Annotated in this window: 14 protein-coding genes; 11 read left to right on the top strand and 3 right to left on the bottom strand. The window is 36.8% G+C overall.

Annotation, left to right across the window (positions count from 1 at the left end; genetic code table 11):
- Nucleotides 1–272 precede the first annotated feature (272 nt).
- The 3 genes from CG11_RS09675 (at nt 273) to CG11_RS09665 (ending at nt 3,003) form a co-directional block, all read left to right on the top strand.
- Nucleotides 273–1,625: a DUF58 domain-containing protein gene (locus CG11_RS09675; protein ID WP_052595574.1), complete on the top strand. Its 1,353-nt coding sequence runs from the start codon at nt 273–275 to the stop codon at nt 1,623–1,625.
- A gap of 7 nt (nt 1,626–1,632) precedes the next feature.
- Nucleotides 1,633–1,890, top strand: coding sequence for a hypothetical protein (locus CG11_RS09670; RefSeq protein ID WP_052595571.1), 258 nt, complete (start codon nt 1,633–1,635; stop codon nt 1,888–1,890).
- An 87-nt stretch (nt 1,891–1,977) separates the two neighbouring features.
- Nucleotides 1,978–3,003 carry a zinc-binding dehydrogenase gene (locus tag CG11_RS09665; protein WP_052595569.1) on the top strand — a complete coding sequence of 342 codons (1,026 nt, stop codon included), beginning with the start codon at nt 1,978–1,980 and terminating at the stop codon, nt 3,001–3,003.
- A gap of 2 nt (nt 3,004–3,005) precedes the next feature.
- Here the strand turns inward: CG11_RS09665 and CG11_RS09660 are convergent, their stop codons facing one another.
- Nucleotides 3,006–4,265 (bottom strand): START domain-containing protein, encoded by a 1,260-nt coding sequence (locus CG11_RS09660; RefSeq protein ID WP_052595568.1) that lies wholly within the window; start codon nt 4,263–4,265, stop codon nt 3,006–3,008.
- A 169-nt stretch (nt 4,266–4,434) separates the two neighbouring features.
- On the bottom strand, nt 4,435–5,166 hold the full coding sequence (locus tag CG11_RS09655) for an RDD family protein (protein WP_052595566.1): 732 nt from the start codon (nt 5,164–5,166) through the stop codon (nt 4,435–4,437).
- A 734-nt stretch (nt 5,167–5,900) separates the two neighbouring features.
- On the opposite strand from CG11_RS09655, the gene CG11_RS09650 reads away from it, so the two are divergent.
- The 5 genes from CG11_RS09650 (at nt 5,901) to CG11_RS09630 (ending at nt 11,261) form a co-directional block, all read left to right on the top strand.
- Nucleotides 5,901–7,781, top strand: coding sequence for a stage II sporulation protein M (locus CG11_RS09650; protein ID WP_063833076.1), 1,881 nt, complete (start codon nt 5,901–5,903; stop codon nt 7,779–7,781).
- A 10-nt stretch (nt 7,782–7,791) separates the two neighbouring features.
- Nucleotides 7,792–8,526, top strand: coding sequence for a DUF4129 domain-containing protein (locus tag CG11_RS09645; RefSeq protein WP_197043817.1), 735 nt, complete (start codon nt 7,792–7,794; stop codon nt 8,524–8,526).
- 111 nt (nt 8,527–8,637) lie between these two features.
- On the top strand, nt 8,638–9,984 hold the full coding sequence (locus tag CG11_RS09640; RefSeq protein WP_052595559.1) for a DUF4350 domain-containing protein: 1,347 nt from the start codon (nt 8,638–8,640) through the stop codon (nt 9,982–9,984).
- Nucleotides 9,985–10,078: 94 nt separating this feature from the next.
- Nucleotides 10,079–11,062 carry a MoxR family ATPase gene (locus CG11_RS09635; RefSeq protein ID WP_052595556.1) on the top strand — a complete coding sequence of 328 codons (984 nt, stop codon included), beginning with the start codon at nt 10,079–10,081 and terminating at the stop codon, nt 11,060–11,062.
- A gap of 10 nt (nt 11,063–11,072) precedes the next feature.
- A complete protein-coding gene (locus CG11_RS09630; protein WP_052595554.1) occupies nt 11,073–11,261 on the top strand; it encodes a DUF5522 domain-containing protein in 189 nt (62 codons plus the stop codon).
- A gap of 44 nt (nt 11,262–11,305) precedes the next feature.
- On the opposite strand, the gene CG11_RS09625 is transcribed toward CG11_RS09630, so the two are convergent.
- Nucleotides 11,306–12,076: a cyclase family protein gene (locus CG11_RS09625; protein ID WP_052595753.1), complete on the bottom strand. Its 771-nt coding sequence runs from the start codon at nt 12,074–12,076 to the stop codon at nt 11,306–11,308.
- A gap of 411 nt (nt 12,077–12,487) precedes the next feature.
- On the opposite strand from CG11_RS09625, the gene rpsL reads away from it, so the two are divergent.
- The 3 genes from rpsL (at nt 12,488) to fusA (ending at nt 15,704) form a co-directional block, all read left to right on the top strand.
- Nucleotides 12,488–12,871, top strand: a complete 384-nt coding sequence (rpsL, locus tag CG11_RS09620) for a 30S ribosomal protein S12 (protein WP_052595552.1) — start codon at nt 12,488–12,490, stop codon at nt 12,869–12,871.
- A gap of 135 nt (nt 12,872–13,006) precedes the next feature.
- Nucleotides 13,007–13,492, top strand: a complete 486-nt coding sequence (rpsG, locus tag CG11_RS09615; protein WP_052595550.1) for a 30S ribosomal protein S7 — start codon at nt 13,007–13,009, stop codon at nt 13,490–13,492.
- Between the two features lie 82 nt (nt 13,493–13,574).
- The gene (gene fusA, locus CG11_RS09610; protein ID WP_052595548.1) at nt 13,575–15,704 is read left to right on the top strand and encodes an elongation factor G; all 2,130 of its coding nucleotides are present in this window, start codon (nt 13,575–13,577) and stop codon (nt 15,702–15,704) included.
- Nucleotides 15,705–15,744 lie beyond the last annotated feature (40 nt).

The following is a 15,744-nucleotide window of genomic DNA, read 5'->3' as shown; positions in this document are numbered from 1 at the left end:
TACTATTATAGAAAACAAATAGATACGCGACATTATCCCATTTAATCTGAACTAAAGTGAAGCCGTTCCTGTTTTTTTGAACATACAGTAGATTCAACGGCTAACAAAATTGTTTTTTATACAAAAAAAGCCTAACTTTTTGTGTTGAATAAAGAAAATCATCTTTAAGTAATTCACTTACAATTGTCAACAAACCTTAATTACTTAACTCAAATAGCCCTAAATAAGTTATTGATAGTTTAGACTACCAATAAATTGTAGAAATAATACTTATGTGGAAAAAAATAATTAGAACACTTACCCTCCAAGATGTCTTTCTTGGAGCCCGATTTTTCTGGCTATTTGGTGCTGTCATAGCTCTATTTGTTGCCAGTTTTCCCTTCTATTTTCTAATGCCAGTAGCCAAGGCAGCATTGGTGGCGGCGGTTGCTATTGTAGTAGTAGATGTTTTTTTGTTGTTTAACAAAGGGGTGCAGATTGCTTGCGAACGTACTTTGCCCAGACAATTATCATTAGGAGATGAAAATACGATTCGATTAAAATTACACAATAAATATGGTTTGGGCTTGGGGATTACTATTATAGATGAGTTGCCTGTAGAATTTCAAAAAAGAGATTTTGAGATAAAAGACTATTTAGAGCCAGATGAATCCAAAACATATACCTACAAGCTACGTCCAACAATTCGAGGTGAGTATACTTTTTTTGATGTAAATCTATTTATACACTCTGTCTTAGGGTTGGTAGAGCGAAGAATTAAAAAACGACAACAACAAAAAATTTTAGTGTACCCATCTATTATGCAGATGAATCGTTTCTCTTTGATGGCAGTTGCTCGAATATCTACCATGAGAGGGGTGAAAAAAGTGCGTCGATTGGGGACAAGTTATGAGTTTGCACAGATTAGAAATTACGTAAAAGGGGACGACTATAGAAGTATCAATTGGAAAGCGACCAGCCGTAGAAATGATTTGATGATCAATCAATTTGAAGATGAACGCTCTCAACAGATTTTCTCTGTGATTGACAAAGGGCGCTCCATGCAAATGCCTTTTAATGGCATGAGCCTATTGGATTATGCGATCAATACAAGTTTGGTTATTTCTAGTGTGGCTTTGCAAAAACACGATAAGGCGGGTTTGATGACTTTTTCTGATAAAATAGGTGCGACTGTCAAAGCAGAAGAAGGTCCCAAACAACTCAATCGAATTATTGAAACGCTGTACAAGGAACAGCCTCGAAACTATGAGGCAAATTACGAACTGTTGTATACGGCAACCAAGCAATTTATAAGAAGAAGAAGCTTGATGTTTTTGTATACCAATTTTGAAAGTTACTCGGCTATGGCTAGAGTATTACCTTTGTTGCGCCGCATTAATACCGCTCATTTATTAGTGGTTGTCTTTTTTGAAAATACAGAAATAGTGGACTATTCTCATCAAGAAGCAACCACTACAGAAGAAATTTATTATAAAACTATTGCTTCTAAATTTGTAGAAGAAAAACACCGCATTGTTCAAGAGTTGCGTCAGTATGGCATTCAAGTGATTTTGACTCGACCAGAGGACCTTTCGGTCAATAGTGTCAACAAATACCTAGAGATGAAATCTCGGGGAATGATTTAAAAAGAATATGGCAAAAAAGCAAAAAGTAGCCGCACCGATTCAAAAAGAAATGGGCGAAGAGTGGAAAATAGAAGTCAACGATAAAGCATTTACAGAAGGAAAAGGAGGAAACATGCCTGCATTAGGCTACCCTTGTGCTGTATGTGAGAGCAAAGAAACCAAGTTGCGTTTTGCTGAAAGTACAGAAGAGGAGGAAAGCAATCTGCTTTGGATGGAATTGCAATGTAAAAATTGCCAAAACTATACCCTTTACACTAGAAAATAACACACACCAATTATAAAATAAGTAAGCACCCTAAAAATATCATTAGGTACTTATAGAAGCTCACTTATCGTCAAAACAACTATAATCATGAGAGCAGTAGTGCTAACCAAATTTGGAAAACCAGAAGAAGCTTTTGAAATACAAGAACGTCCAATTCCTACCCCAAAAGATCATGAAATCTGTATTCAGTCAGAAGCTTTTGGGCTAAATTTTGCCGATGTAATGGCTCGTCAAGGCTTATACCAAGACTGCCCACCACTACCAACAGTATTAGGGTATGAGGTTGTTGGTAAAATTCATGCTGTGGGAAAAGATGTGAAAGACTTTGAAGTAGGGCAACGAGTTGTTTCATTGACTCGCTTTGGAGGTTATGCGGAATATGCCGTTGCAGATGCTCGTGCTGCGGCTGTAATACCTGATGAAATGGATTATTGTGTAGCAGCTGCTCTAGCAACACAGTATGCTACTGCCTATTTTTGTGCTGCTTACACGACTCAATTGCACAAAGGAGAACATGTGTTGATTCAAGCTGCTGCGGGTGGTGTTGGAACAGCGTTGGTTCAAATGGCCAAGCACAAGGGTTGTATTGTATATGGAACGGCAGGCTCAGAAGAAAAATTAGATTACCTGCGAAGCCTTGGTGTTGATCACCCGATTAATTATAATACGACAGATTTTGCGACTTATATTGAAAAGACATCGGGCAAAAATGCTATAGATGTTGCTTTTGATAGTTTAGGAGGTAGTGCGGTTAAAAAAGCTCGTAAATTATTAGCGAAAGGAACAGGGCGGATCATTTGCTATGGTGCTGCTAGCCGATCAGGCAAGAGCAAAGGTGTTTTTGGTGATTTGAAGCTTGTATTTGGTTTTGGCTTTTTGGCTTCTGTTGAACTTTTATTAAAATCACAAGGCGTAACAGGAGTTAATATGTTGCGTGTAGCTGATAATAGACCCGATGCGCTGAAATATTGTATCCAAAGTGTGGTGCAAATGGTTAATGATGGTATTCTTAACCCTACTATTGGGGGCAAGTTTTCTGTAGATGATATTGCTAAGGCGCACAATTTTTTAGGAGAGCGAAAGTCTATCGGAAAAGTAGCCGTACATTGGTAATGCTACGACAAATCTTGAAATAGACGGTTTTGATTTTCCATATCCCTACAATGTGCTTGGGCTAGCCCTGCTTTTAATAAAGAATCTTGAAAGGTAGATAAATTGCCTTTTAAATCAGTTACCAAAATATGTTCTATTTTGGTGGAATGGGCACTTTGATAAATACAACGATGCACTGTTGGGTACAACAAGCCTCGCACGAAACCTTTGGGTACAGGAGAAGGGTGTTGAATCGAGTTATAAATAATTAATGCTTCTTTGTCATTCAACCATTCTCTAGAAAAGTAATAAATATATTCCCGATTGGCCAATAAAGGAGGGGTTTGATAATGAACTTGAATAATCCATGCCATTTTTTTCGGGCTTTCTTCTACAATTTTTAAAACATTGCCTTGAATAAATTCCTTATTCCATTGAGGCAAGTATTTTAAAGATTGGTCAGCAATGACATCTACAACTTTTGTTAAAGGTGCCTCAACCACAATATCGGTACGAAATGCAGAACGAGGGCTATAAGGAAGGCGACCAACTCGGACTTGTCCTACCTTGGGTTTGCCAATGGTTGCCCATGTTGCACTAACTTGAAGGGTATTTAGAGCAATATTAGCTAATTGTGTATAATTGATTTGATCTATAGGAGTAGGATATAAAAATGTTCTCAAATTACGCCATTCTTTGATATAAGCATTGATATGTGATTTTTTTAAAAAATGATCTTGAATAAATGGACCAATAGCACCTCCCAAACGATAGACCATTAGGTGTTCTACTTTGGTAGTGCCACTGTCTACAATAGAAATACGTTGTCCCGAAATAGACATCGGGCAACGAACATAGTTTTTTTGTACAGGAATGTCAAGAGCTTCAGTAGGCGTATAACCAACCAAGTAAGTTTTGTCATCTAGTTTTTGGCTATGGAGACCATGTAGAAACTCCCGATTGACCATAGGAAAAGGCATTTGAAAAGAAGTGCGAACCAAAGAACCTTCAGAATCTATAGGCACAGACCATGTGCGCAATTGTTCTCCTAAAACAAATAAATCGTTGATGCGGTGCATAGCGCCACAAACATCTTTGAGTAGATTAATCACAACAGCTTGTGGAATGGGATGCTCTGTAATAGTTTTAAAACCAATAACACCCGAATTAGACGCATTTGATTTAGAATAAACTTGAATGTCAGTATGATCTATTTCTAGTTGCCAATCAGAAGCATCTAGTTCTTGAGGAATGGTTTGGAGTGTTTGTAATGGAGTAGTCATAAGTAGGATGCATTAAGAAGAAGTACCAATTATTTGTTAAATCCAGTTGTATCTTTTTTAACAATAGGTTTAACCAAATGTTTAACAAAGAGGTGCTTCTTTGAATACATCACAAAGGAAGTGGACAGAAGGAATTAATTATCCTACAAGATGAGGGCTCAACTTATTTTTAACGCGTCAAAACGATATAATCATTGATAAGTGTGCGCAAGAACTTACTTTGATCTTTGGGAATAGTAGCAATATCTAGTTGCTGGGCAACATGTTTTGATAATTCAGCAACAGCTTTTTTATGAGCAGGATTAGGGTAGCGGCGTTCACGTTCCAATACTTTTTTAATAAATAGCATATCCTGTTCGTTAAATTTACGAATTTGTGGATAGCTGGGATTATAGGTATCTAGAGTAGAAATTTTCAAAATATCATTTAAAGTGAAGGTACGTTGAGAAGTCGTGCGAATTACAGTTGTACCAGACAACAAGCCACCCAAACGTTGACTTTTGGGAGAGGCGTTGATTAACAAAGCACCAACCGAGCCCAAAGAAATCCACAAATCAACAAAACGAAACATCCAACGCATGACATAGTCGTGTGTTGTTGGAGCATCGCCATTGAGTTTAACGACTTTTAAGCCCATTGATTTTTTCCCAATGGTTTGCCCGTGCATGACAATTTCAGAAAAGAGCGTATAAAACAAAAAGATCGGAGCTAAAATTAGATAAACAAATACCAACATATTGTCGTAGCTCTGAATGGCTGATCGTCCCAAAATTAATAGAAAGGTAATGATACCTGCCATGATTAATAAATCAATAAAATATGCCAAAAAGCGATTGCCAAGTGTTGCCAACTCGTATTGAATGGTTACCTTTTGAGCGGTATTGATTTCGATTGTTTTCATTTAAGTAAATGGATTTTGGTATTTGATAGTATATGAAATATACAAAAAAAATGTTGTTAAAAGCAAATAAGAAATGTGGATTCTATTGAAATCATTACCTGCTAATTAATTCGTGTTCATAGAGTTGCTTTGTTTTTCTTTGTGAAAAAAAGAAATGGAGATCTATTATCTATTTGTTAGTCAGTTTTTTATAAGGTTTGTTGGTCCCCAAATAGTATGAAAGAGACCAACAACCAAACATGTAGGAAGGGATTTAATGCGATTTTTTAGTGGACTATTGTTGAAAAGAAAAAGAATCTTATTTATATTGTAGAATGTGCCTACTTGAATTTTTGTCATTTAATCCTCATTCAAAAGGCAATACAAGCATAACAACAAAATAAACAAAAGAAATCCCAAGAAGCTATAATTCTTTTAATCCCTAGTTTTAAATTGAAACTAATATAAATGTGCTTTTTTATCTTTTTGGTAAAAAAGTAAAAAAGCAACGACCACGAAGTAGCAGCGAACCGAGCTATGCGAGCTCATGACCGAAGGGAGTAACAAAGCTAACTACTAATGTAAATAAGCATTTTGATAAAGAATATTATAGACGGTAGGGAAATTGTCGTTTAAGACAAAACTAAAAGATGTTAGAGTGAATTTTCTTAGCATTAAATTTGTTCAAGAGAAGAGACTAGCTTTTGACCATCAATTTGCAACTTTTTGTACAAGTTCTAACAACCCAATCTCAAATGCGTGAAACTCATTTTATAAAACAAAACAAAGACAAGTGGGCTAAATTTGAACGAAACTTAGGGAAAGGCGATGCCAATCCTGATGAGTTGAGTAACTTGTTTATAGAAATAACCGACGACTTGTCGTATTCTAGAACATTTTACCCCAATCGTTCGGTTCGAGTATATTTAAACAATATAGCTCAAAAAGTTTTTTATAGTGTCTATAAAAATCGCAAAGGACGCCTGTTTAAGTTTTTGGACTTTTGGAAAGAAACGGTCCCTCAAATAATTTATGAATCTCGAAACGCTTTTTATTTAGCCCTATTGCTTTTTTTAGGAGCTGCATTTATTGGCGTGTTTTCGTCTTATATGGATGCCGATTTTCCTAGAGTTATCTTAGGAGATGAGTACATTGATATGACAATGGAGAACATTGCGAATGGAAAACCAATGGCTGTTTATGAAGACCCTAAGGCTAGAGAGATGTTTTTTCGTATTGCACAGAATAACTTAATGGTTGCGACCCTTTGTTTTATTGTTGGGTTGTTTTTTGGCGTAGGAACTATTTTTGTCATTGTTCAGAATGGGATTATGCTAGGGGCATTTCAGTATCTCTTTATTCGAGAAGGGATTTATATGCAATCATTTTTTACAATATGGATGCATGGAGCGATAGAAATTTCCTGTATCATAATTGCTGGAGCAGCAGGGTTGACGTTGGGAAGCGGACTAGTTTTCCCAAAAACACTGAGCCGAATACAAAGCTTGCAACTGTCTGCTCGAAGAGGACTCTTAATTATGCTGACCATTTTGCCTCTAATCGTCTTAGCAGCATTTATAGAAGGGTTTATCACACGTTATACTGGAGCATCCTATATTATTCGAGGAGTCGTTATTTTTGGTTCTTTTGCCTTTATCATTAGTTATTATATTGTTTATCCTTGGATGAAAGCCCAAAAAGGGTTCACTTCATTTATTGGAGAAGTTAAATTGCCACCAGCTCAATCTACTGAAATAAAATACAATCAAATTAAGAATAGTGCTCAGATTTTTAGCGATGCTTTTATCTTCTATCGCCAGTTAATAAAACCGACAGCATTGCTTTCTTTTTTATTGGCAGCTATATACACCGTTTTATTATTGTGGCAAGGAGACAACTACACGTTTAATACAATTGTTGGTATTAAGCAGTTTTTGGATAATCCGTGGATGTTGTTAGAATATACTTTGACAAATGTATCTCAACTATTATTGACAGGTGAGTTTTCAATGACATGGTGGTTGAATGTGCTTGCGTCTACCATTATGGCTTACGTTGTCTTTTTCTGGGTACAAAAGGATGCCAACAAGCAAAAGGGGGTTGTGTATAATGCTGCCTTCTTTTTTAAGACAATTAGTGCTACTTTATTGTGCATAACAGCTGCTCATCTGTGTTTATTAGCAACAGAAGGTTGGTTGTTTTTGCTACTTCTTTTTGTTATTCCGATGATATTAATGACTTTGGCAACCGTGTTTAATGAGAACATTAATTTATTGTCTGGTATAGGTAGAATGTTAACAGTTGTAGGAGGAAATTGGGTGGTTATGATGGGGGCTTATTTGGTAATAGGAGGAATGTGCTTGATCTTTTTATTTATGATAACAGCGCCCATTGCTAGCTTTTATTTAGGAGTATTGGTCAATGCACTGCCTATCACAGATTTGGAATTGGTACGTCAAGGGTTTTATATTTTCTTGCATTCTTATATGTTTTGTTTTTTATTTCCACTAGTTTTTGTCGTTATGGGAATAGGCTTTTTTAGTTTTAAAGAAACGAAAGAAGCAACAGATTTGTTTGAACAAATACCCAACATTGGTGTTCGCAAGATTTCTTATGGAATGGAAAAAGAAAGTTAAATCAAAAAGAATGAAAAAACAGAATCTCTATATAGGTCTAATCTTATGGTTTGTGGTTGGTTTTTCTACAACTTTCTATGCCAATGATGCTACAAAGGCTTACCAAAATGAAACCTTGACGGTAAGAACTGTTGACAAAGCAGAATGGAAAAAGACAGCCCAAGGAATGAAATATTCTAAGAAACCAAAGGCTAAAAAAACAAAGAAAAAGAAAGTAACACAGAATACCAGTGGAACTGGCAATGTCGCACCGCCACCACCAAGAGAACCATCTAATTTTTCATTTAAAGACTTTGCACAAACATTATTAGTGTTCTTGGCTGTTATCATACTTGCTTTTGTTGTTTTTAAAGTAGTAGCGGGGGATGCGGTGTTGGTTAATAAAGAGGTTAGGAGACGCAAGCCAGTAACATTAGAGCAAATTGAGACCAACTTGCAAGAGGCGGATGTTGAAGGTTTTTTGAAACAGGCATTGGCAGACAAAGATTATCGCTTGGCAATACGATTGTACTACTTGGCAATTATCAAAGAGTTAGCTGCGAAAGGGGTGATAGAATGGAAAAAAGATAAAACAAATGGACACTATATGAGAGAGCTCCGAAACAAGAACCATCCTAAATTAAAAGATTTTAAAGCCGTTACTCGAATTTTTGAGTACGTTTGGTATAGTAATACAGCGTTTGATGGCGGTCAGTTTGAGGAAGTTCGAATTAATTTTAAAAACCTATTGGCTTCTATTAAGTAATGCTAAAATAGATTAACAATAGAAAACTAAAAGTCGCAATGTAAGCATGAATAGATTACCAATGCGAATACCCTTAATCCTTATACATTTAATATCAAGTAGCCTTATAATATGAATAAATTTGCTCCATTATTGATTGGTGGTATCGTCCTAATTGGACTGATTGTATACTTTGCGAGCAATCAGCCTGGTTACTATCGTTGGAAACACAGCTATGAGGTAGAGGGTGAAAATCCATACGATATGAAAGTATTGTATGATTTATTAGAAAGCCAATTTGAATTGGATGTATTGGAGGAGCGAGTTGAGACTAAATTATCAAAAAAAGAAGAAGAAGCAAAGGGAACAAGCTATTTGTATATTGGTCAACAAGCTAAATATACAGAGGATGAAGCATGGCATTTGAGGGAGTATGTTCGAGCGGGAGGAGACGCTTTTATTATTACGGAAAATATAAATGATAGCTTAGCAGAAATTCTACTCTATGCCGAAGATTGTGGAGGCTTGTCTAACTGGGACGGTCGAAACCGAACCGTAACAAAGGAAAAAGTGTATGCAAGTTTTAAACACCCTGCTATTAACGATCATTATTACGAGTTCGAATATTTATATGAAAATTATGCACGAGCACATTATTGGCATTTTATCCCTTCTACAGCCTTTTGTGATAGCGATGAAAGCCAATCTAGATATAGAGCTTACCCTTTAGCTTCATTGGGAACTTTCGTTGATCAAGAAGAAAAAGAGTATATTAATTTTGTTCGTTTAAAAGTAGGAGAGGGGCATTTCTATTTTCATACCAATCCAGTTATGTTTTCTAATTTGTTTTTGGTTGACACAGCAGGAATTGACTATGCCAATAATGTACTTTCTCATATCAAAACCAATCAATTGTATTGGGATAGAGAAAGTGCTATGAGACCCAAGGCTAAAGATGCTAAAAGGGATGACAAGCCTCAAATTGCTGCTAAGTCACCTCTAGAGTATATTTTCTCTCAGCCAGCTTTAAGGTGGAGTTGGTATTTATTTATTAGTTTAGGAATTATTTATGTTTTATTTGGCGCCAAGCGCAGACAACGTAAAATTCCAATTTTAGAAACGAATCGAAATACTTCTTTGGAATTTGTAGAAACTATAGGTCGTTTGTATTTTCAGCAACAAGATCACAAAGGAATTATTAAAAAGCAAATGCACCTTTTCTTGGCACACTTGCGACAACGATATCATTTGGTGACGAGAGATTTGGATGATAAGCTGATTCATAGAATTGCTGTTCGCTCAAAAGTAGATAAGGAAATTATTAACGACATATTTGTAGAGTATTTTAGGTTAAGAAAAATATTGCAACAACCTTACTCCAAAGTAGATGTGGACACTTTAAATAACTTTTATCTCTTAATTGATAAATTTCACCAGGAGGTGCATAAAATGCAGTTTGTTGATAAAGAGGTTGTTTAAAAATTATTGTTTGAAGATACACTGCATTGGTGAATATGTTAAAAAGAACAAGAGTTAGAAAAAAACTAGAGAACAATAAAAATTAAAACAAAACATGAATGAGGATTATTCTTGGGGCGCAGAAGAAGTGTCCGTTGCTAAGATACAAGAAACGGTAGATCAAGTTAGAGAGGAAGTCCAAAAGGTTATTATTGGACAAGACAATCTAATAGAATTGATCATGATATCCATTTTTGCGGGTGGACATGTTCTCTTAGAAGGCGTGCCTGGAGTTGCCAAAACATTAGCGTCTAAATTACTGGCTCAAACCTTGAATGTAGATTTTTCTAGAATTCAGTTTACACCAGATTTAATGCCCTCAGATGTTACTGGAACAAGTGTGTACAATATGAAAACAGCGGAGTTTATGTTCAATAAAGGACCAGTGTTTTCTAATATGGTGCTAATTGATGAGATCAACCGTGCACCAGCCAAAACGCAAGCTTCTTTGTTTGAGGTAATGGAAGAAAAGCAAGTTACAGTTGATGGAAAAACATACAAAATGGCTTTTCCTTTTATGGTAATTGCCACGCAAAACCCTATAGAACAAGAGGGAACTTATAAATTGCCAGAAGCGCAGTTGGATCGCTTTTTATTCCGCATTCAACTAACTTATCCTCAATTGAGTGAGGAACAGCAAATTCTACGTCGATTCCGTGATGATTTCTCAAAACGCCAGATTTCAGATGTTCGCGCTGTTTTAAACGCAAAAGAAATTAAACAATGCCAAGAAATAGTTGAAAAAATCCACATTAAAGATGAATTGCTAGATTATATCGCTGCTTTGGTGCACAATACTCGAAACAATGGAGATTTATTTTTAGGCGCTTCGCCTCGTGCTTCGTTAGCAATTATGCAGACCGCAAAAGCTGTTGCGGCAATCAATGGACGTGATTTTGTTACACCAGACGATATTCAATACGTGGCATATCCTGTACTTAACCACCGTATTATTCTAACTCCAGAGCGAGAGATGGAAGGAATGGATGTACAAGATGTTATTAAGGATATAATTGCAAAAGTTGAGGTGCCACGATAAGAACAAAACAATGTTTAAATTTATAAAAAGAAAGGATAAACCTACAGAAAAGAAGCCTGCACCATTAGTAGAAGGGCAGGACTATTATATTGAGAATGGTCTATATGTTTTTACGGCACTATACCATCAAAAAAGAGGGTATTGTTGTGGTAATGGTTGTCGACACTGTCCTTATCCTAAAGACGAAAAAAAGCTTTGATCCTTGTGGTCAAAGCTTTTTTTAGAGTAGTAGAGCTTAAGTAGCTAAGCACTTTCCATGATGGCAACAACGCGTGCAGGTGCTGCCGAAGCGCCTTTTATTTTTAAAGGAAAGACAGCTATTTTGAACCCATGTGGAGGGAGTGCCTTTAGATTGGTTAATTGTTCCATGTGTAAATATTCGTGGTCTAGACCAACCAAATGCCCCTCCCAAAAGAGCTCTTTGTTATTGGTTTTTTTAGCTTCTTCTACAAGGTATTTTAATGGCAAATCCCATCCCCATTGATCAATTCCCATTACCTTAATGCCTTTTTGAATCAACCAAAGGGTTGCTTCTTTGCTCATGCCTGTGCCCAGTGCCAGCACATCTTTGCCTTTTAGATGATCTCTATCGGTGCGAATGAGGACAATATTGCCTGGTTGTAGAGTGGTTTGAGTTTGTGCCAGAGCTTTTTCTAAATCTTCTACTGTAATAGCATCAAAATCTGCTTTATGACTCATGTCAATCACAACCCCATCGCCATACAGCCAGTCCAAAGGCACTTCATCAATAGTTTTGGCTTTTTTGCCTTCTACAACTGGACCATAATGCCAAGGTGCATCAATATGAGTACTAGCGTGAACGCCCATGTTGACTATTTTGTCGTTGGCCCAGCCTTGAAATCGGGCAGGAATCAGTTTCTTGGGAAGTTTTAGAATGTAGCGAATCAAACGCATGTTTTTGAGATGTGAGATGTGTTTGATTTTAATGCGCATGAACCAAGGATCTTCTTTGTCGTATTGGATCGTTTTAGAAAGGTCTATGATCTTTGCCATAATTTTTAGTGTGTGTTGGTTATAAATGTATTGGTGTGTAGATGGCATAGTGGGGACCATCTTTAATTTTGGTTATCTAAATTTTGTGGGTTCTTAAATGTAGCAAAAAAGGATGGGAAAAGGAAATACATGGACAGAGGATTTGTGAAACGGAGCTCTGTTTTAGTTGAAATATTTATATAATAATTTATTTATTTTGTTGAAGAGCAATAGAATGTGAATTTCTAAGCAAAAAGAGAAGAAAAATGTATTAAATGCTGAATTTTAAGTTGCTAAAAAATAGAAAGCGTAACTTTTTTTAAGAAAAAACACTTTAATTTTCTTTTTCTGAAAAATAATCGTACTTTTGCAATCGCTTAAGTAAACCCCTTTTATAGGGGGATTCGGAAAAAAGTAGTAATTATTTGATAAATGCCTACAATAAATCAATTAGTAAGAAAAGGACGTAAAGTGATCAAGCTAGCTTCAAAAGCAAGAGCTTTAGATTCTTGTCCTCAGAAACGTGGAGTATGTACTCGTGTATATACTACTACGCCAAAGAAACCAAACTCAGCGTTACGTAAAGTAGCAAAGGTACGTTTAACAAACGGAATTGAGGTTATCGCATATATTCCTGGTGAAGGTCACAACTTACAAGAGCACTCTATCGTATTGGTACGTGGAGGTCGTGTAAAAGACTTGCCTGGTGTACGTTACACAGTTGTACGTGGTGCTTTAGATACTGCAGGTGTAGCAGATAGAAAACAAGCCCGTTCTCGTTATGGTACTAAGCGTCCAAAGGCTGCTAAGAAATAATAGAGAGTTTCAATAAGAATTAAGATAAAAGATCATACGTTGACTAAGTTCTGAATAAGTCGGAACTGAAGATTGGGCTACATGTTTTGAAACAAAACAAGGCTCAAACAACAGCTTAAAAGATTTAACAACAAGATGAGAAAGAGAAAACCAAAAGTGCGCCAAGTCGCACCAGATCCTCGTTATGGTGATAAGCAAGTAACACGTTTTGTAAATATGCTAATGTTAGACGGTAAAAAAAGTACTGCATTTAGAGCTTTTTACGATGCGATGGATATTTTGGAAGAAAAAACAGGAGAGTCTCCTCATGAAATTTTCCAAAAAGCAATTAAGAATGTAATGCCAGCTCTCGAAGTACGCTCTCGTCGTATCGGTGGTGCTACTTTCCAAATTCCTACCGAAATTCGTCCTGAACGCCGCCTCTCAGTGGCTATGAAATGGACCATCAAGTATTCTCGCCAACGCAGTGGTAAAGGAATCGCTTCTAAATTAGCCGCTGAATTACTAGCAGCTTCTAAAGGTGAAGGTTCTGCTGTGAAGAAAAAAGAAGATACACACAAAATGGCTGAATCTAACAGAGCTTTTGCTCACTTCGGTCGTAAGAGAACGAAGTCTAAATAATTTTTTATTTAGCAAAGACATATCCTTAAGATATATTATTAATCAATTTTTATATAAAATTTTAAGCCACTATATATAAGTCATGGCAAAAATAGATTTAACCTATACGCGAAACATTGGTATTGCTGCACATATTGATGCAGGAAAAACCACTACTACAGAACGTGTTCTGTATTACACAGGTATTAGTCACAAGATTGGTGAAGTACATGATGGTGCTGCTACAATGGACTGGATGGAGCAAGAACAAGAGCGTGGTATCACAATTACATCTGCAGCAACTAAGACTGAATGGCCTTGGAAAGATAAAAAATATGCTGTAAACATTATCGATACTCCCGGTCACGTTGATTTTACGGTTGAGGTAAACCGTTCTTTACGTGTACTAGATGGGTTGGTATTTTTGTTTTGTGCTTCTGGTGGTGTAGAACCTCAATCTGAAACAAACTGGCGTTTGGCAGATGGTTACAAAGTGCCTCGTATTGCATTTGTAAACAAAATGGATCGTCAAGGTGCCGATTTCTTTGGTGTTTGCCAACAAATGAGAGATATGTTGGGAGCTAATGCTGTTCCTTTACAAGTACCAATTGGTGCTGAGGATGATTTCAAAGGGGTGGTTGATTTGATTACAGGTCAAGCAATCGTTTGGAATGAGCATGACATGGGAATGACTTTTGAAGTAGTTGAAATGCCAGCTGATTTGGTTGATACTGCTGCTGAAGCTCGTGAACAATTGTTGGAGGCTGTAGCTGAGTATGACGAGACGTTGATGGAGAAATACTTTGAAGATCCAGAATCTATTTCTCACGACGAAATCCGTGCTGCTGTACGTGCTGCTGTATGTGACATGAGTATTATTCCTGTTATGTGTGGTTCTGCCTTTAAAAATAAAGGAGTACAAGCTGTATTGGATGCTGTATGTGCATTCTTGCCTTCTCCATTGGATGTTAAAGCTGTAACGGGTACTAATCCAGACACAGAAGAAGAAGAATCTCGCCCAGCTGATTTTGATGCACCATTCTCTGCTTTGGCGTTCAAAATTGCAACAGACCCTTATGTAGGTCGCTTGTGCTTCTTCCGTTGTTACTCTGGAAAATTAGATGCAGGTTCTTACGTGTTAAACACTCGTTCTAACAAAAAAGAGCGTATTTCTCGTATTTACCAAATGCACGCTAACGAGCAAAAACCTATTGATACAGTTTATGCTGGTGATATTGCAGCTGGTGTTGGTTTTAAAGACATCAAAACTGGTGATACTTTGTCAGACTTGGATCACCCAATCGTATTGGAAAGCATGGACTTCCCTGCACCTGTAATTTCTATTGCTATTGAGCCTAAAACTCAAAAAGACGTAGATAAATTGGGTATGGCGTTGGCTAAACTATCTGAGGAAGATCCAACTTTTACAGCTAAATTTGACGAAAATACGGCTCAAACAGTTATCTCAGGAATGGGAGAGTTGCACTTAGAGATTATCGTAGATCGTCTAAAACGTGAATTTAAAGTTGAGGTGAACGAAGGTGCTCCTCAAGTAAATTATAAAGAGGCTTTAACAAAAACTGTAACACACCGTGAGCGTTTGAAGAAACAATCTGGTGGATCAGGTTTGTTTGCCGATATGGAATTCGAATTAGGTCCTGCTTCTGAGGAATTCTTAGAAAGTGATGACTTCAAAAATAACAAAACTCGTTTAGAGTTTACATGGGATATCAAAGGAGGTGCTATTGATAAAGCATACATCAACCCAATCCAAAAAGGATTTGATGCTATGATGGACAACGGTATCTTGGCTGGATATAACATGGATAGCATGAGCGTACGTGTTTTTGACGGAGGAATGCACGCAGTGGATTCTAAACCGATTGCATTTGAACTTTGTGCTAAAGAAGGTTTCAAAGCAGCTGCAAAAGGATGTAAGCCTGTTTTGTTAGAACCTATTATGGCTTTAGAAGTAGCTTCTCCTGAAGAGTACATGGGATCTATCATTGGTGACTTGAACCGTCGTCGTGGTATCATGAAATCTCAAGAGCCTAAGGGTATTGGTATTGTAATCAAAGCAGACGTACCATTGTCTGAAATGTTTGGATACATTACTGATTTGCGTACTTTGACTTCTGGTCGTGCGTCTTCTAACATGATTTTCTCTCACTATGCTCCAGCTCCAAATGCTGTTGCAGAGAAGGTGATTGAAGATTCAAAAGCTACTGTATAAGTAAATAATAAATAATCATAAAAATCCCGTTCTTCGGAAC

The sequence above is a fragment of the Aureispira sp. CCB-QB1 genome (assembly GCF_000724545.1).
Lineage (GTDB): Bacteria > Bacteroidota > Bacteroidia > Chitinophagales > Saprospiraceae > Aureispira.
Note: the sequence above shows the minus strand (reverse complement) of the source record. Positions and strands in the feature narration are given on the sequence as shown.